This window comes from Shewanella sp. SM68, assembly GCF_025653925.1.
GTDB classification, from domain to species: domain Bacteria; phylum Pseudomonadota; class Gammaproteobacteria; order Enterobacterales; family Shewanellaceae; genus Shewanella; species Shewanella oncorhynchi.
Genome location: NZ_JAKKRU010000002.1, coordinates 54,316 through 72,582, shown reverse-complemented (window position 1 = coordinate 72,582; position 18,267 = coordinate 54,316). Strand labels below are relative to the sequence as shown.

Genomic DNA, 18,267 nt, shown 5'->3' with positions numbered 1-18,267 from the left:
AAAGTCCCTAAAATTATCTATCTACGAAACGTCTATGGGTATGAATGCTCATAAGAATGCCAAACCCTGTCATCAATGTCAGCATGGAGGTTCCACCATAACTGACAAGGGGCAGTGGTACACCTACCACGGGCAGGATACCTGAAACCATGCCAATATTCACAAAAACATAAACGAAAAACGTCAGCGTGATACTGCCAGCCAGTAGACGAGCGAAACTGGTTTGTGCGCGGGAGGCGATGACTAACCCACGGCCTATGATGTAAAGGTACATAATTAACAATAAGATACTGCCAATTAAACCAAATTCTTCACCGATCACCGCAAAGATAAAATCGGTATGACGTTCAGGGATAAATTCAAGCTGTGATTGAGTGCCTTCGAGCCAACCTTTGCCCCAAAGCCCACCTGAGCCGATGGCGATTTTCGACTGGATAATGTGATAACCCGCGCCGAGGGGATCTTGCTCTGGATCGAGCAAGGTTAATACCCGCGTTCTTTGGTAATCGTGCATCAAGAAATACCAAAGGATAGGCAGGAAAGCGAGTACTGCCGCGATAAAACTGCCAACAATGATCCAGCTCATACCCGATAAAAACAGCACAAAAATCCCCGATGCGGCCACCAAAATTGAGGTGCCTAAGTCGGGTTGTTTAGCGATCAATAGGGTTGGTACGAGTAAAATCACTCCTGCGCCAGCGAGGTAACGTTTCTTGGGGGGAAGAGGGAACTTACTGATATACCAAGCCATTGTGATGGGGAAGGCGAGTTTAATAAGCTCTGAGGGTTGGAACTCCATAAAGCCTAAGTTCAACCAGCGCTGCGCGCCCTTATTGATTTCACCGAAAAAGTGTACCCCAAGCAGCAAGACAACCCCCGCAAGATAAATGGGTAATGCCCAACGTTTAAGCGCTTCAGGATTAATTTGTGCCATGGTAAACATGATGCCTAGCGACAACACCATACGGAATAGTTGTCGTTCCATCATTTCTAAATCTGCACCGCTGGCAGAATAGATGACAAACAGGCCAAAGCCCATCACAGCTAATAGTCCGAGCAATAATGGCAAGTCTATGTGCAAGCGTTGCCAGATGTTTTGATATTGGCTATGGGTACTCATGGTATGGGTTTCCAAGTATCTCTAAGCATATATTCATCGAGCATAGCTCGAGCGACTGGGCCAGCATTTGCGCCGCCCCAACCTGCGTTTTCCATCACGACGGCGAGGACAATTTTAGGATCCTCGAAGGGCGCATAGGCCACAACTAAAGCATTATCGCGGAAATGTTCGGCAATTTTACTGGCATCGTATTTAGTATTTTCCGCCACGCCAATGACCTGTGCTGTACCGGTTTTCATTGCGGCAGTGTAAGTGGCATCGGTAAAGCGTGACTTATTTGCAGTTTGGCGCATAGCTTCGTTGATGATGTTCCAGTTACGGGGATTTTTAAGTTCAATTGGTGGTAACTCATTAATCGGTGAGTCAATTTTGGCGGTATTGTCTTTAATGGATCTCAGCAGATGTGGCGGGAGACGGCGGCCTTTGTTGGCCATAATCCCAACGGCATTAGCGAGTTGTAATGGCGTTGCCGTCCAATAACCTTGGCCAATACCGACGGAAATGGTGTCGCCTATATACCAAGCTTGATTGTACTTTAAGCGTTTCCATTCTTTGGATGGCATATTGCCAGCCGATTCTTCAAAGATATCAATCCCTGTATTTTGGCCAAAGCCAAATTGTTCCATAAAGCGGGCGATATGATCGACACCGACCTTATAGGCTAACTCATAGAAAAAGGTATCGCAGGATTCTACAATCGCGCTATAAACGTTGACCCAGCCATGCCCCCAGCGTTTCCAGTCGCGGTATTTACGTTCAACACCAGGTATTTGCCAAAAACCGGGATCCCACACTCGGGTACTCTCGCTAATGGCTTTCTCATCAAGGCCTAACAGTGCGAGGTGAGGCTTGATAGTAGACGCTGGTGCATATTGACCTTGAGTCGCCCGGTTGATCAAAGGGCGGGATTTATCATTGAGTAACGCACTGTAATCTTTGCTATTAATGCCTTGTACAAACTGGTTTGGATCATAGCTTGGGCTCGATACCATAGCTAATACTCCACCGTCACGGGGGTCGATGGCGACAATAGAACCGCGCAGACCTGTGAGTAGTTCCACCGCTTTTTGTTGCAGTTTGAGATCTAAGGTGAGGTAAATATCTTGTCCCGGCTCTGGCGGCACAATTTTTAAGGTGCGAATGGCGCGGCCGCGGTTGTTCACTTCTTCTTCTAAGTGTCCGGGTTTACCATGCAGCAAAGATTCATAAAATTTTTCAATGCCTTGCTTACCAATGTCTTTGGTTGCCGCATAGTTTTTCCATAGATCGCTGCGTTCAAGTTGGGCGCGATCTCGGGTGTTAATTTTGCCTACATAGCCCAGCACATGGGTGATTTGCGCGCCGTAGGGATAGTTACGTTTAAGACCCGCTTCGACCGAAATACCCGGAAATCTGTGTTGGTTAACACTAAAAATGGCCACTTGTTCTTCGGTGAGCTGGTTTTTCAGTGTTAACGGTTTGAAACGGCGATGAAATTTCAGGGCGTCAGTAAAGGTTTCGCGCTCATCATCACTGATCTCAATTAACTTGCCGAGTTCATCTAAGGTCTCTGACATGTTACTGATTTTTTCGGGCACGAGATCGAGGGAATAAAAGGGTAAATTTTCAGCTAAAAGTATACCGTTGCGATCGTAAATGAGACCACGACTAGGGGCAATTGGAACAACACGGATGCGATTATCATTTGAGCGAGTTGCATAATCTTTATAGGATTCAACCTGTAAATGATAAAGGTTGGTGACTAATACGCTAAATAGAGCGAAAACGCAAAAAAAAGTGAAAAGCGCCCTGCGCTTAAAAAGAGACGCCTCGGCGGCGTGATCATGCATTGTTATCCGCTTTTTTGGCGACACTTATGCTATCTCCGGCTGATCCCATGACGGGTGGTTGACACTCGTTAACATCAAGATCCCGCTATTCTCTATGGTAGGGGTGATTCGTGTTCACGCTCCACGCGCGGTACAAACTTTCGGCAACCACCACCCGTACGAGTGGGTGAGGTAAGGTTAATGCCGAAAGACACCAACTTTGGTTTGCCGCTTCTTTGCAAGCTGGCGCTAATCCTTCAGGTCCACCAATCAGTAAACTGACGTCGCGACCATCGAGTTGCCATTTAGTCAGTGCGGTTGCTAGCTCGGGGGTCGTCCAGTTTTTGCCGGGGAGATCTAAGCTAACAATATGATTGCCTTTGGGAATGGCCGCCAACATTTGTTCGCCTTCTTTTTGAAGTATCCGGACAATGTCGGCATTTTTCCCCCGCTTTCCAGCGGGTATTTCGATAAGCTCCAGCGCCATATCACGGGGAAAACGGCGCTGGTATTCTTCGAAACCACGGGTAACCCAATCGGGCATCCGTGTTCCTACTGCGATGAGCTGTAACTTCATCAGTCTTGCTTTTCTGACCAGAGCTTTTCAAGCTGGTAGAAATCACGGGTTTGATCTTGCATAACGTGCAGGATCACATCGCCCATGTCCACAAGAACCCATTCGCTGCTTTCGCGGCCTTCAACACCTAAAGGTGGAATACCAGCTTTTTTCGCTTCAACCACAAGGTTTTCGGCGATAGCTTTAACGTGAGTCTTTGATGTACCTGAACATATGACCATGTAGTCAGTGATGTTAGATTGCTTGCTGACATCCAGAACAACAACGTCTCTGGCTTTCAAGTCGTCGATCTTGTCGACAACAAACTGTTTTAATTCCGCGCTCTGCACGCTGGCGTACCTCATTAATTTTAAATAGCGCGGTAGTATACCAGTGTTGCTGCTGGGAATACATTGTCATTGGCAGTTGAGTTGGCGATATCTGCTTACGGTTCGAGCTAAGGTAAGTAAAGTCGTTGATTTTTGATGTAATCTAGCGTGACGGGCATAAGTAAATCGGTGGGCATTTCGCCTTTTGCCAGTTGTTCGCGGATTTGAGTTGAGGAAATATCCTGTGGCGTAATTGTCACAGGGAAAATCTGCCCACAGTTTTTATGGACACTGCTAGCATGACCTTCCACTGTCCCTTGGGGCGCTTGACTGCGGGCCGTCAATACCTGCTGCATAGGATGCTCTGTATCGAGCTGCCAACCCGGGCGCTGACAGACAACGAGATGGGCAAAGTCGAATAGGCGTTGCCACTCATACCAGCTTTTTAATTGGAGGAAAGAGTCCATCCCCATGATAAAAAACAGCTCGTCTTCCGGATGTAAGGCTTTCAGTTGCTCAAGCGTGACCACTGTGTAGGAAGGCGTGTCGCGTTTAGCTTCGATGTCGCACAGTGCAAATCCGTCGAGTTGCTGACAGACATCGGCTACCATTTTGAGGCGCTGTGTTGTGGTTAAGTTCGGCTGCTGTTTATGGGGCGGAATATGGTTCGGCATCAGCAGGATTTTATCCAAGGTTAATGCTTGCTTCACTTCAATCGCAGGACGGATATGACCATAGTGTATCGGGTCAAAGGTGCCGCCTAAAATACCAATACGCATATCAAGCCTTTGGTTAACCTATGATTAGTCTATGGCTATATGTGCCAGATGCCGATGGGCTCTAGGATCAAATAACAGACACAGGTGGCTCAGCCCAGTCCAATCCTCTTTCCCCTGTTGCTTTAAGTTGAGCTCAAGTTTCGAGGCGAGGGCGAGCATGTGTTCGAGTTGTTCAAGGCTGAGTCGTTGCAGTGCCGCTTGATACAGTGGCTTACGTTTATCCCAAATTCGATGTTTACCCCAGAGTGCACTGAGCGCAACGCCTTGGGCTTGCTCGCATTTCAAATTGAATAACAAACCGAGTTCTTTAAACAAGGCCCACAGCAGAATAGGTAAGGCAGTGCCTTCGCCATTGAGCTGGGCTAGCATGTGCTGCGCGCTATCCTGTTTATTATTCAGCAATGCATCCGTGAGTTGGAATACGGTGAAGCGCGACTGATCTTCAAAATAGTGGCCCAGTTCGTCGGCACTGACGGGTTTTGCTGGGCTCAGGAGTTGCAGCAACTGCATGGCTTGATCGGCAGCCAGTAAATTCCCTTCATACAGAGAATGCAACATAGCACGGGCATCAGGCTGTAGATTGAGCTTAAAGTGCTTGATGCGGCCATCGAGCCAGCGCATAAACTGCTCGCCCTCTGGCGTGGCGCAGGGCAGATACATGCCATGGGCATCTAAGGTCTTAAACCATTTACTGTTGGTTTGCTCTGTGGCGAGCTTTGGCCCTTCGATAATCAACAGCATATCGGGATTGGGCGTCTGTAATAGGGCTTGCAGTGTGCTTGAGCCTTCGGCACCGGGCTTAGCTTGGGGAAGGGTTAGCTCAATCAAGCGTTTACTGGAAAACAGGCTCATGGCCTGCCATTCCTGAGTCAGATCGTTCCAATTAAAGCCCGTCTCTTGAATGAGTTGGACTTTTTCATCGAATCCCTGACGCTTGGCGAATTGGCGGATCTGATCTTTGGTGGTTTCAATCAACCAAGGATCATCCCCAAAAATCAGATAACAAGGAAATAACTGGTTAAGGTGGCGGGAGAGTTGGTCTGGATAGACTCTCATTTAATGATAGCCCCGCATTAATTCACCTCAGTACTGGCCATTGCCTGCAGAATACGATCGGCAGCTTGGATACGCATTTCCTTCGTCAGCAATTCCATTTCACGGCTCTTTGCCAATGCGGTACGTGGATCGTCTAAGTAGTCGCGGCGAATTTCAACCTTGAAAGGCTGCGCTTCTTTGCCCGGCAGTGCCACAGCAAATTCGACTAAATAAATTAACTCATACTCGGCGACGTTACCTGTGGGGTACAAAGATAATGTCGATCGCTCAAGGGAGTCGGTGATTAACCTTAATACTGGAACATTATCTGCGGCGTCGACAACTTGGATATTGTTCAAGCGCAGGCGTTCACGCACCAAACGGGTGAGTTCACTGTATTCATCCGCACTGCTCAAACTCAAATGGTTGAGAGCATCAGGGATCTGATAACTGCGTTGAAGCTTAAAACCGCAACCAGCGCTGGTCATAATGACCAGTGCCATGATTGCGAAGCATATGCGTTTAATTAGCATAGATTTCGCGGTTTCCTATTCGTGGTATACCCTGCAGGCTTGAAGTTGCAGCTATGCTGCAACTTCATTGGCTTTGAGTATAGCGAGTTATTAGCAGCCGTTAATTGGCCACTATGCTGAGCAGTTTGCCCGGCACATAGATCACTTTACGTACTGTCAGGCCGTCTAGGTATTTGATCACGTGTTCATCACTCATGCCTAAGGCTTCTACTGATTCTTTATCAGCGTCGGCGGCTACTGTGATTTTTGCGCGAACTTTACCGTTGACTTGCACAACGATGAGCTTGCTGTCTTCAACTAGCGCAGCTTCATCAACGATTGGCCATTGGCTGTCTTCGATGTTGCTTGCATTACCTAACTCGTTCCACAGGTTAAAGCTCACATGCGGAATGATAGGGTACAGCAAACGTACTATGGCGGATAAGGCTTCGCCGATAATGGCGTTGTCTTGACCTGTCGTTTGTGGTGCTTTTTGCAGATGGTTCATCAGTTCCATTACGGCGGCAACCGCAGTGTTGAACATCTGACGGCGGCCGATATCGTCGGTCACTTTCGCGATCGTCTTGTGGACCTCACGGCGCAGCGCTTTTTGGTCGCTTGTTAACTTGCTGACATCTAAGGCTTCGCTATTGTCTTGGGTGATATGCTCGTTTGCAAGCTTCCACAGACGTTTAATGAAGCGGTGTGCGCCTTCAACGCCAGACTCTTGCCATTCCAGAGTTAATTCTGGTGGTGAGGCGAACATCATAAATAGGCGAACGGTATCGGCGCCGTATTTTTCGACCATGACTTGAGGATCGATACCATTGTTTTTCGACTTAGACATCTTGCACATGCCGGTATAAACCAGCTCGTTGCCGTCTTTGTCGATAGCCTTAGTAATACGGCCCTTGTCGTCTTTTTCTGTAGTCGCTACATCTAAAGGAGAAACCCATACACGGGCGCCTTTTTCGTTGATGTAGTAGAAAGCATCGGCCAACACCATGCCTTGGGTCAGCAGTTGTTTGGCTGGCTCGTTAGAGTTAACCAGACCCGCATCCCGCAGCAACTTGTGGAAGAAGCGGAAATATAACAAATGCATACAAGCGTGTTCGATACCGCCAATGTATTGATCCACAGGTAGCCAGTAGTTGGCTTTAGCAGGATCTAACATTTCGTCTGCATGCGGGCTGCAATAACGGGCGTAATACCAAGACGATTCCATAAAGGTATCGAAGGTATCGGTTTCGCGCAGCGCATCTTGACCGTTGACTTGGGTTTTCGCCCATTCTTTATCGGCCTTGATAGGGCTTTGAATCCCGTCCATCACGACATCTTCTGGCAGCAATACTGGCAGTTGATCTGCAGGTGTAGGGATCACAGTGCCGTCGGCTAAGGTCACCATAGGGATTGGTGCGCCCCAGTAACGCTGACGTGAAACACCCCAATCACGTAGACGATAGTTGACTTGGCGCTTGCCTTTACCTTCGGCGACTAACTTGTTAGCGATGGCATTAAAGCCCGCGTCAAAGTCTAAACCATCGAACTCACCCGAGTTAAACAGTACGCCTTTTTCGGTATAAGCGGCTTCGCTAATGTCCACTTCGCCATCAACTGGCTTGATCACAGCTTCAATCGCTAGACCATATTTTTTTGCAAATTCAAAGTCACGTTGATCGTGCCCAGGAACTGACATTACGGCACCTGTGCCATAGTTCATCAACACAAAGTTAGCTGCCCAAATCGGCACTTGCTTACCAGTGATCGGATGAATGGTGAAAAGCCCTGTAGCGACACCGCGTTTTTCCATAGTCGCGAGTTCGGCTTCAGATGTTGTGCTGTTTTTGCACTCATCGATAAAGGCGGCAAGCTCAGGATTGGTTTGCGCGGCGATTTCAGCTAATGGATGACCTGCGGCAATCGCCACATAGGTCACACCCATTAAGGTATCTGGACGTGTGGTATAGATATCGAAGGTTTTATCGTGACCTGCGACGCCGAAGGTCATTTCTACACCTTCGCTGCGACCAATCCAGTTGCGCTGCATGGTCTTAACCTGTTCAGGCCAGCCATCTAAGGTATCGATATCGTTTAACAATTCTTCTGCATAGGCAGTGATCTTAATAAACCACTGTGGAATTTCTTTTTGTTCCACAGGGGTATCACAGCGCCAGCAGCAACCGTCTTGAACTTGCTCGTTCGCCAGTACGGTTTCATCGTTTGGACACCAGTTGACTGAAGCTGTCTTTTTATAGACTAGGCCCTTCTCGTACAACTTAGTGAAGAACCATTGTTCCCAGCGATAATATTCAGGGGTACAAGTGGCGATTTCACGGCTCCAATCGTAACCAAAACCTAGCAATTTCAGCTGGTTCTTCATGTATTCTATGTTTTCATAGGTCCATGGCGCAGGCGCAGTCTTGTTGTTAATCGCGGCATTTTCTGCGGGCAGGCCAAATGAGTCCCAACCAATAGGCTGGAGCACGTTTTTGCCTTGAAGACGTTGAAAGCGTGCAACTACGTCACCTATGGTATAGTTGCGTACGTGTCCCATGTGGAGTCTGCCAGAAGGGTACGGAAACATCGAAAGGCAATAAAACTTTTCTTTGTTTGCGTCTTCAGTGACTTCGAAGGTTTTGTTGTCATGCCAGTGCTTTTGCACTAAGGCTTCAATTTCTGAGGGATTATATTGCTCTTGCATCACTCTATTTCCGGCAGTGCCGCCTATTATTGGATCTAACGCCATATCAGCGCGAGTAAGATCTGCATAGAATAAACTAGAAGCGATGCATTAAAAAGGTTCGTATGAAGGAGTATTGGTTATGAATGATAGAAGTAACGCGTTACTAGGACTGTATCAAGCCTTAATTACCGAAGTGAAATCTCAATTTGCAGAAGATAACACTATGACTGTAAAGAACTTATTCAATTCTGTCACTCAAGGTAAGGAGTATTTACGTCTTAAAGAACAGGCAGGGGAAGATGAACTCGCTTTAGTCGAACAATTCTTAAAGCGTGATATTACGAGTTTTCTCCGTGAGCAGAACGCGGATAGTTTGAGTCATAGCCCAACCGTGATTACTTTAGAGAATACGCTTTGGCATTGGCTCAGTGAAATCACCGACCGCAGCCAAGTAGAATGGCATGAGTTAACGCAAGATTTTAAGCACCAAGGCTACTACAAGAGTGGTGACATAGTGAATCAGGGCATCATGGTGTGCACTAACTGTGGCAATGAAATGAGTATTGAATTTCCAAGTCCCATCCCAGATTGTCCAGAGTGTGATCATGAAGAATTTACCCGCGAGCCGCTAACGCCTTAATCAAGGTGATGATGTTATGCAGCTAAAACGACGCCTCTGCGTCGTTTTTTTTAGAGTTCTATTAGACCTAAATGGCTCATATCTGCATTAATTAGGCTGTTGTATCAATTGTTGGTACGAGAGTAGTTGAGGATTTGACCGCCAAAGGGCGCTAATAAAAATTCAGTGTGAATGGGTTTATGTTGTGTATGTTCGTAACCTAAGGTCACCATACGTTTACTGAATTTTGCATGATTACCACGGCCTGGATCGACTAAGACTACATCACAAATTGGTTTAGCATGCTGCTCAATAAATTGTGATAAGAGATCGGCATGTTCTTGTTCGTACAAAAGATCGCTGCCGATAATGAGGTCAAATAAACCTAAATTAGTTTGTGCATCTGCCCACCCTGTTCGAACAAACGGAATCGCACGACCATGATTTAAATCGACATTTTGCTTAAGGAAATTTTCCGACTCGGGGTGATAGTCGGTTGCTGTGATGTCGGCATGTCTGTGGTTTAGCACTAGACTTGCCAGCCCTATACCGCAGCCAACCTCAAGAATGCGTTTATTATCAATTTGATAATCGGCCATATGATGGGATAGCACTTGGCTAGACGGCCAAACTATGCCAAATAATGGCCAAGTTGCGGAGGAAATACCGAGCTTTTCAGCTTCGCCATCTATGTCTTCAAATTCTTGGTTATTTCTTAGAGTTCTGACATGAATGTCGAGATCCCCAAATTCGTGGGTTTGGTAGCGCACGCGAAGCTGTGCCATAGAGTTGCCTTGACTGTGTACCTTGGTTAAGGAACGAGGTAATGGTACCAATCATATTGGCTATGCAGACACAGTTACTGTGATTGGTATAAGGCCACGTCTAATCGTTCACCTTAACGTGGAACGCGCAATCAGCCTAATGTATTCGCAGACAATTGCGGGATAACACAGGTTAACTGAGTGTCAGCCTAACAACCTTGGGTGTTGATATCATATTGAGGCGCAGTGTTGGCATCGCTGGCTTGGGTGTAGCGGAAATAGCATTGGTCATCATTCACTAAGGAATTGTTGTTAAGATCGTAACCTATATAAGTGATATCAATGCCTTGATATTGAATGATAAGTTTATCATCTGAGGTGATCCATTTTCCCACATCAGTATTATCGAGGTAACCCCATTTTAATCGTGTATCTGGAGTGCCATCACCATTGAGGTCGATATCAATAATATCATCGCGCCCAGCTACCGCTTGGCTCAGTAGGCTAGGCATTTGGGTTTTTGAGTAAGCTAGCATATTGGCTGTTTTAACGCTGGCCTGTATTTGGTTTAAGGTTTGTACCCGCGCTTCTTTACTTAAACCGATAAATTTAGGCGCGGCGATCACAGCCAAGATCCCAAGCACAATAATCACAACGACAAGTTCAATTAAGGTAAAACCTGCCACATCTTGTTTATTGACTTGGTAATGCATGGCCTAAATCCTATTGCGCTTTAAAACGTCGGGCAAGACCAAGCAGAACGATTAAACCACAGAGTATCAGTAGGGGCATTTGGCCTAATTTTGCAAACCAAGTTTGCCCTGTGACTAATGGAATGGTTGCACTTAGCACACCTATTTCAAATTGTGGCAATGACGCTGTGATATTGCCATGCTCATCGACTATGGCTGTCACGCCATTGTTGGTTGCGCGTAATAGAGGCCGACCCAATTCAACCGCGCGCATTTGAGCGATCTCCATATGCTGTAATGGCCCATTTGAGCTACCAAACCATGCATCGTTAGAGACAGTTAATAGTATATCTGTCCCTTGATTAACGTTGTCGCGCAACTGTTCGGGAAAGGCTATTTCATAACAAATTGCTGGCGCGATTTTATGGCCTAGTGCGCTGAGATTAGGCTGTTGATATTCGCCTCGCGTAAAGGACGACATGGGCAAATTAAAGAAAGGTGCTATCGGGCGCAGCAGCGCTTCAAAGGGGACAAACTCGCCAATTGGCAACAGATGGTGTTTCTTAAATTGATTGCTACCATCGCCCTCATAGTCTGGGCCTGCTTGTTGTTTCTGATTATGATTACCAAGCACAATCAATGAATTATAGAACTCATTGTTTTGATGGCTAATAATGCCTGTGATAATTGAGGTATGGTTTAGATTGGCGACTTTATTGGCGTTATCTAAAAAGTCCTGCACCATAGATTCTGGCGCTGGAATTGCTGCTTCTGGCCAAATAATGATATCGGCATCCAGATGTTCGCGGGATAAATCCATGTATTTTAACAGCGTCGGCCACAGGGCATCGGGTTCCCACTTCATGCTTTGGGGAATATTGCCTTGTACCAGTGCCACTTTAACATTTTCACCCGTAGGATGAATCTCCCAAAGTTTAGGCGCAGCCCAAACGGCCAGGATACTGAGCGGCACTAAAAGCAGTAAACTCTTATAACGCTTAGTAAAACAAAGCGCTAATGCACCAGCGAGCATGGCCAATACAAAACTTATTCCCAGTGTGCCTATGATGCTGGCAAGGGGTTTTAGCGGCCCTTGAGTTTGCGAGTAACCCGCCCATAACCAAGGGAAGCCTGTCATTACCCAGCCACGAGCCCATTCGGTCAAGGTCCATAACGCGGGGAATAGGGCGAGATTACGCCAAAGACCAAATCGATTTTCACCATTATGGCTCAGCGTTTTAGTTAACCAAACCAGCGCTAAACCAGTTAGCGCTGGATACAAGGCTAAATACAAGGCTAACAAGGCCATTAACCCAACGGAGGCAATGAGCGGCATACCACCAAAGGTATCCATGCTCACGTGAACCCAGCTGATCCCTACGGAAAAACAGCCAAATCCAAAGCTTAACCAATAGTAAAAGCTTGCCTTAGCGCTCAGCGTTCGGCTGTGCCAGAGGGCAATAGCCATGGCAAACGGATAGATTATCCAAATGGAATAAGGCGCAAATGAAAGCGCCGTACTGGCGCCAAGGGCAAATGCCAGTACGAGTCTCACAGCACTAGGTTGGGACTGTTGTTGGGCAAAAGCCCGAATTTTTTTTAGCACGAGTGATTATTCTACGTCTTCGCCAGTATTAGGATCGGGGAGTTTAACTCTGAGTTGGATTAAACGCCTAGTGTCAGCATTGATGACTTTAAATTCTATGCCTTCAATGATGATGCTCTCGTTACGTTCTGGCAGATGGCCAAAGGCGTGTGAGACTAAGCCACCGACGGTATCAAACTCTTCATCGCTGAATTCAGTGTTGAATTCTTCGTTGAAATCTTCGATTGGCGTCAAAGCTTTAACCATATAAACCGTGTTACCGACTTTGCGGATCTCGGTTTCTTCAGTGCTATCGTGGTCGAATTCGTCTTCAATCTCGCCGACAATTTCTTCAAGAATATCTTCGATAGTCACAAGACCCGATACGCCGCCGTACTCATCAACCACAATCGCCATATGGTAGCGTTGAGAGCGGAATTCTTTTAGCAGAACATCGACGCGTTTGCTTTCGGGCACAACCACGGCGGGACGGATCACGCGATCCAGTGAGAAGGGCTCATCACTGTTGGAGAAACCGTAAGGGATCAAATCTTTGGCAAGCAATATGCCTTCGATATGGTCTTTATCTTCGTTAACGACGGGGAAGCGCGAGTGACCTGAACCAATCACAGTCGCAAGTAACTCTTCGACCGAGTTGTCTATCTGGAGGGCGACAATTTGAGCTCTTGGGATCATGATATCCCGAACACGCATATCAGAAACGTCTAATACACCTTTTATCATCTCGCGGGTGTCTTGGGTGATCAAATCGCGCTGCTCGGCACCATCAATCACATCAACTAGATCTTCGCGATTTTGAGGTTCGCCCTGAAATAGCTGACTTACTCTATCAAACCAACCTTTCTTGTGGGCGTTCGTACTAGGGGGGATATCGTCACTCATAGTTTTCTCATTAGCTTTTGATAGGGATTATCTTAGCTAATTATTGTTCCTTATATGGGTCAGTAAAACCTAATCTTTCAATGAGTTGAGTCTCTAATGACTCCATCTCTTCGGCTTCTTCATCGTCGATGTGATCATACCCTAGCAGATGCAAGCAACCATGTACAACCATGTGTGCCCAGTGCGCTTCTAGTGGTTTTTGTTGTTCACGGGCTTCATTTTCAACGACTGCCGCGCAAATGACAAGATCTCCGAGTAAAGGAAGTTCAATTTCTGGTGGTGCTTCAAAGGGAAATGACAGCACATTGGTCGGTTTGTCTTTACCGCGATAGGTATTGTTGAGCATTTGGCTCTCGCGGCTATCGACGATACGTATGGTTAATTCAGCTTCATCCATGCTATTGCCAATTGCGGTAGTGACCCAAAGGGCGAATTGTTCGTCCGTTGGTAGCCACTCACTGGTGCTGGCATGTTGAATATCTAAGGCTAACTCAAGACTCATGTGTTGCGGCTTCCTGCTGTTGCTTTTGGTACTGGCTTTCTTTTTTGGCTTTTAATGTTTGCTCTTTTAACTCGAAGGCTTCATAGGCTTCAACGATACGGGCAACCACAGGATGGCGCACTACATCTTGGGAGACAAAAAAGTTAAAGCTGATTTCTTCGACTTGGCTTAACACTTCAATCGCGTGACGTAGTCCTGACTTTTGATGTTTAGGTAAGTCGGTTTGAGTGATGTCGCCTGTGATCACCGCACGGGAATTGAAACCGATACGGGTAAGGAACATCTTCATCTGCTCGATTGTGGTGTTTTGGCTTTCATCGAGAATAATAAAGGCATCGTTCAAGGTACGACCGCGCATATAGGCAAGCGGCGCCACTTCAATCACATTTTTCTCGATTAGGCGTTCCACTTTTTCAAAGCCAAGCATTTCGAACAGGGCATCGTAGAGGGGGCGTAGATAAGGGTCGACCTTTTGACTTAAGTCACCGGGTAAGAAACCGAGTTTTTCACCCGCTTCCACTGCAGGGCGAGTCAGCAGAATGCGGCGCACTTCTTGGCGCTCTAACGCATCTACTGCCGCTGCTACGGCAAGGTAGGTTTTGCCCGTTCCTGCAGGACCAATACCGAAGGTAATATCGTGACGCGTAATATTGGCCACATACAAGCTTTGATTCGGATTGCGTGGCTTAATGACACCGCGGCGGGTTTTGATATTAATACCGCTGTCGTCGTTAGCGTCTGCTTGCTCTAGGGCAATGGCTGCTTGAATAGCGATATGGACTTGCTCAGGCTCAAGATCGGGCGTGCTGCCTTTAACCGTTTGGGTCTCGATGTAGAGTTCTTTGAGTAAGTTGTTGGCGCTTAAACAATTGCGTGGCAGTCCGGTGATCTGGAAATGATTGTTCTTACGAACGATTTCAACGCCAACGCGACGTTCTATCTGCTTGATATTGTCATCGAATGGACCGCACAGTGAAGCCAAACGGCGTGTTTCTGCGGGTTCGAGATACAGATTCATGGTAGTTAATTTACTGGACAAATAGCACTCCCAATAGCGAATAAGAAAGCAAGGTACGAGGTTGGTTAACCATCGCAAGATAATTTTAGTTTACGAGCCATAGCCGATAATTGCTAACGGAAAATAACAATTGCCTCGGTAGACTTAAACAAAAGTGCGTGAAAGCAAAAGGGCGACTAAGTCGCCCTTCTTTATATAGGTACTGATATCGGTACTGTTTAAGCCGATTTAAAGCTTATGGCTTAAATTGAGTCACACCCAGTTCATCATCTTGCTTGCGCTTGGCTAGAATTTCAGCCGGACGCAGGCTACGACGTAGATCCATTTCATCTTCGCCGCGGATAAAGACACCACGCAGTGAGTTAGTGTAAACGTCGACGATTTCGACATCCACGAAAGTACCAATGTGTTTTGGCTGACCTTCGAAGTTCACCACTCGGTTGTTCTCAGTACGGCCGCGCAGTTCCATAGGATTCTTCACCGATGGTCCTTCAACCAGAATACGTTGCACTGTGCCCATCATGTGGCGGCTGTAGCGCATGGCTTGCTGGGTGATGCGGTCTTGCAGAATCGCCAGACGTTGTTTTTTCTCTTCCATATCGACGTTATCGGGTAAATCTGCCGCTGGCGTGCCCGGACGTGCGCTATAGATAAAGCTGAAGCTGTGGTCGAAACCTATGTCTTCAATTAACTTCATGGTATCGGCAAAGTCTTCTTTGGTTTCGCCAGGGAAGCCAATGATAAAGTCCGAGCTGATTTGAATCCCTTCACGGGCTTTACGCAGGCGGCGGATGATTGACTTATATTCAATCGCCATATGGCCGCGTTTCATCGCTGTGAGAATACGGTCAGAACCCGATTGCACTGGCAAGTGCAAGAAGCTTACAAGCTCAGGGGTATCTTCGTAAACGTCGATGATATCTTGTGTAAATTCAATAGGATGACTGGTCGTGAAGCGGATACGGTCGATACCGTCGATGGCTGCCACGAAGCGCAGTAATTCCGCAAAAGTACAAATTGCGCCATCGTGAGTTGCGCCGCGATAGGCATTCACGTTTTGGCCGAGCAAGTTTACTTCGCGCACACCTTGCTCCGCCAATTGGGCGATTTCAAGGATAATATCGTCCGATGGACGGCTGACTTCTTCGCCGCGAGTATAAGGTACAACACAGAACGAGCAGTATTTGCTGCAACCTTCCATGATAGACACAAACGCGGTTGGGCCTTCGGCGCGTGGCTCTGGCAGACGGTCGAATTTTTCGATTTCAGGGAAGCTGATATCGATAACCGCTTTGTCGCCACGGCGCACTTGCTCGATCATCTCGGGCAGACGGTGCAATGTTTGTGGTCCGAAAATAATGTCGACACATTGGGCTCTGTCTTTAATGGCTTTGCCTTCTTGTGAGGCAACGCAGCCGCCCACGCCAATAATCAAATTGGGATTTTTATCTTTAAGCGTCTTCCAGCGTCCTAGCTGATGGAACACTTTTTCTTGCGCTTTTTCGCGGATAGAACAAGTGTTGAGCAGGAGAATGTCTGCCTCAGACGCTTCTTCAGTCAAGGTATAACCTTGGTATTCGCCTAACAGATCAGCCATCTTGGATGAGTCATACTCATTCATTTGACAGCCCCAAGTCTTGATATGGAGTTTCTTACTCATCAGTTGTGTCGCCCTAAGATGACCAATAAAAATAGCGCGACATTTTACCTGCTGTTACGGCTGCTGACCAGCTTTGTCCACACTTTTAGCTGTTGGCTTTTGACAAGGGTGATACCCTCACAAATGCTAGGTTTTTATTGTTCGGCTGCATTTGGGCAAGATTAATATTGTTAACAGGTTGAGCTTTCATTATTTCCAGCAAACTATTCGGGCTTGAATGCCTATGTCTTCACGGATTTCGAATCGAAATGCGCTCAACATTTCCGTGGTATCTTGATATAAGGCATAATCGAGCGGGTTTGTGAAAAGTCGCTTGAGCAGAAATACAGAAGGGCTTAAAGGTGCTAACTAAGGTCGTAACTAAGGTGGTAAGTAGGATGAGCCAGATTGAAGATACACATGCACAGATGATATCCGACACCACAGATTCTAACGTGACTCATGCTGACGTTACTCATGCTGAAAGTACTGAGTTCGATGTCATTCTTGTCGGCGGCGGCATGGTTGGTGCGGCGACGGCAATTGGATTAGCCCAACAGGGTTTGCAAGTGGCGGTGATTGAATCTTTTACGCCAGAGGCTTATCAAGCCGAACAGCCATTAGATGTGCGAGTCTCGGCCATCAGTGTGGCTTCTGAAACGCTGCTTGAACGTCTTGGCGTCTTGGACTCATTGCTCAAGATGCGTAATGTGCCTTATTTGGGCTTAGAAACTTGGGAGCTCGATGGCTGCATCACCCAATTCCACAGTTCGCAAATTGGTGCCAGCCATTTAGGTCATATAGTCGAAAACCGTTTAATCCAACTTGCCCTGTGGCAACAGATGACACAATTAGCTGGCATCACCTTATATTGTCCCGATAAAGTGGTGACATTTGCCCGCGATAGCGACGGTGTGAGCATGCACTTACAGTCAAATAGTAAACTTACCGCTAAGTTGTTGGTTGGCGCCGATGGTGCTCACTCGCAGGTACGCCAATGGGCGGGAATTGGCATTTCGGGTTGGGATTACGCTCAATCGGCCATGTTGATTAATATCAACACCGCACAGGGGCAACAGGATGTGACTTGGCAGCAGTTTACGCCCAAAGGGCCACGTTCATTATTACCTTTACCTGGCAATAACGCTTCGCTGGTGTGGTACGACGATGCCAATCGAATTAAACAGTTAATGCAGCTTAATAATAAACAGCTTGCAGATCAGATAAGAGTGCATTTCCCAGCGCGTTTGGACGCTGATTTTACCGTTGAGAATAAAGGCAGTTTTGGCCTCACTCGCCGCCATGCCCAGCGCTACTATAGTCATAATGTGGTGATTTTAGGCGATGCCGCCCACACCATTAATCCCCTCGCTGGCCAAGGGGTGAACCTTGGGTTTAAGGATGTCGAAGCATTTTTGGCGGTAATAAAGGATGCATTAGCCCAAGATAATATCTGGTGGTCGAATGAAGTGCTTGCCCAATATCAGCGCAAGCGTTATCGCGATAATCAATTGATGATGACGGCGATGGATTTGTTTTACGCCGGTTTTAGCAACGATATTCTGCCGATAAAGCTGCTGCGTAATGGCGCGTTAAAGTTGGCAAACATCAATTCCCCGCTCAAAAAGACTGTCCTTAAATATGCTATGGGACTTAATTAACGCTTTGTTGTTCTGTGTTCTGACCTTGTGTTCTGCTCCTGTGCGATGACGTGGCATTTGTT

The 18,267-nt window shown here is 46.9% G+C and carries 17 protein-coding genes; 2 read left to right on the top strand and 15 right to left on the bottom strand.

The window, feature by feature from the left end; all coding sequences use genetic code 11:
- Positions 1-13 precede the first annotated feature (13 nt).
- The 8 genes from rodA to leuS all read right to left on the bottom strand — a co-directional run bounded on the left by rodA (position 14) and on the right by leuS (position 8,840).
- Positions 14-1,120, bottom strand: coding sequence for a rod shape-determining protein RodA (rodA, locus tag L5M40_RS03440; RefSeq protein ID WP_028761480.1), 1,107 nt, complete (start codon positions 1,118-1,120; stop codon positions 14-16).
- Positions 1,117-2,973: a penicillin-binding protein 2 gene (gene mrdA, locus L5M40_RS03435; RefSeq protein ID WP_168822786.1), complete on the bottom strand. Its 1,857-nt coding sequence runs from the start codon at positions 2,971-2,973 to the stop codon at positions 1,117-1,119. Before mrdA ends, rodA begins: the two co-directional genes overlap by 4 nt.
- Positions 2,974-3,034: 61 nt before the next feature.
- Positions 3,035-3,505: a 23S rRNA (pseudouridine(1915)-N(3))-methyltransferase RlmH gene (gene rlmH / locus L5M40_RS03430; protein ID WP_006082752.1), complete on the bottom strand. Its 471-nt coding sequence runs from the start codon at positions 3,503-3,505 to the stop codon at positions 3,035-3,037.
- Positions 3,505-3,834, bottom strand: a complete 330-nt coding sequence (gene rsfS, locus L5M40_RS03425; protein ID WP_006082751.1) for a ribosome silencing factor — start codon at positions 3,832-3,834, stop codon at positions 3,505-3,507. Before rsfS ends, rlmH begins: the two co-directional genes overlap by 1 nt.
- Positions 3,835-3,941: 107 nt before the next feature.
- Positions 3,942-4,592, bottom strand: coding sequence for a nicotinate-nucleotide adenylyltransferase (nadD, locus tag L5M40_RS03420; protein ID WP_263256246.1), 651 nt, complete (start codon positions 4,590-4,592; stop codon positions 3,942-3,944).
- Between the two features lie 24 nt (positions 4,593-4,616).
- A complete protein-coding gene (holA, locus tag L5M40_RS03415; protein WP_028761477.1) occupies positions 4,617-5,648 on the bottom strand; it encodes a DNA polymerase III subunit delta in 1,032 nt (343 codons plus the stop codon).
- Between the two features lie 17 nt (positions 5,649-5,665).
- A complete protein-coding gene (gene lptE, locus L5M40_RS03410; RefSeq protein ID WP_113939287.1) occupies positions 5,666-6,160 on the bottom strand; it encodes an LPS assembly lipoprotein LptE in 495 nt (164 codons plus the stop codon).
- A gap of 100 nt (positions 6,161-6,260) precedes the next feature.
- Positions 6,261-8,840 (bottom strand): leucine--tRNA ligase, encoded by a 2,580-nt coding sequence (gene leuS / locus L5M40_RS03405; RefSeq protein ID WP_263256244.1) that lies wholly within the window; start codon positions 8,838-8,840, stop codon positions 6,261-6,263.
- 121 nt (positions 8,841-8,961) lie between these two features.
- Here leuS and L5M40_RS03400 point away from each other — a divergent pair, with 121 nt between their 5' ends.
- Complete coding sequence (locus L5M40_RS03400) at positions 8,962-9,462, top strand: zinc ribbon-containing protein (protein ID WP_028761474.1); 501 nt, start codon at positions 8,962-8,964, stop codon at positions 9,460-9,462.
- Positions 9,463-9,566: 104 nt separating this feature from the next.
- Here the strand turns inward: L5M40_RS03400 and L5M40_RS03395 are convergent, their stop codons facing one another.
- The 7 genes from L5M40_RS03395 to miaB form a co-directional block, all read right to left on the bottom strand.
- Complete coding sequence (locus L5M40_RS03395) at positions 9,567-10,226, bottom strand: class I SAM-dependent methyltransferase (RefSeq protein ID WP_263256242.1); 660 nt, start codon at positions 10,224-10,226, stop codon at positions 9,567-9,569.
- Between the two features lie 188 nt (positions 10,227-10,414).
- A complete protein-coding gene (locus tag L5M40_RS03390) occupies positions 10,415-10,918 on the bottom strand; it encodes a Tfp pilus assembly protein FimT/FimU (RefSeq protein WP_263256240.1) in 504 nt (167 codons plus the stop codon).
- 10 nt (positions 10,919-10,928) lie between these two features.
- Complete coding sequence (gene lnt, locus L5M40_RS03385) at positions 10,929-12,503, bottom strand: apolipoprotein N-acyltransferase (protein ID WP_263256238.1); 1,575 nt, start codon at positions 12,501-12,503, stop codon at positions 10,929-10,931.
- Between the two features lie 6 nt (positions 12,504-12,509).
- Entirely contained in the window at positions 12,510-13,385 is an 876-nt protein-coding gene (corC, locus tag L5M40_RS03380; protein ID WP_006082742.1) for a CNNM family magnesium/cobalt transport protein CorC, read from the bottom strand.
- A 40-nt stretch (positions 13,386-13,425) separates the two neighbouring features.
- Positions 13,426-13,887 (bottom strand): rRNA maturation RNase YbeY, encoded by a 462-nt coding sequence (ybeY, locus tag L5M40_RS03375; RefSeq protein WP_263256236.1) that lies wholly within the window; start codon positions 13,885-13,887, stop codon positions 13,426-13,428.
- Positions 13,877-14,926 (bottom strand): PhoH family protein, encoded by a 1,050-nt coding sequence (locus tag L5M40_RS03370; RefSeq protein ID WP_028761469.1) that lies wholly within the window; start codon positions 14,924-14,926, stop codon positions 13,877-13,879. Before L5M40_RS03370 ends, ybeY begins: the two co-directional genes overlap by 11 nt.
- A gap of 214 nt (positions 14,927-15,140) precedes the next feature.
- Complete coding sequence (gene miaB / locus L5M40_RS03365; RefSeq protein ID WP_006082739.1) at positions 15,141-16,565, bottom strand: tRNA (N6-isopentenyl adenosine(37)-C2)-methylthiotransferase MiaB; 1,425 nt, start codon at positions 16,563-16,565, stop codon at positions 15,141-15,143.
- Positions 16,566-16,942: 377 nt separating this feature from the next.
- Between miaB and L5M40_RS03360 the strand changes: the two genes are divergently transcribed.
- On the top strand, positions 16,943-18,205 hold the full coding sequence (locus L5M40_RS03360) for an FAD-dependent monooxygenase (protein ID WP_263256235.1): 1,263 nt from the start codon (positions 16,943-16,945) through the stop codon (positions 18,203-18,205).
- Positions 18,206-18,267: the final 62 nt, after the last annotated feature.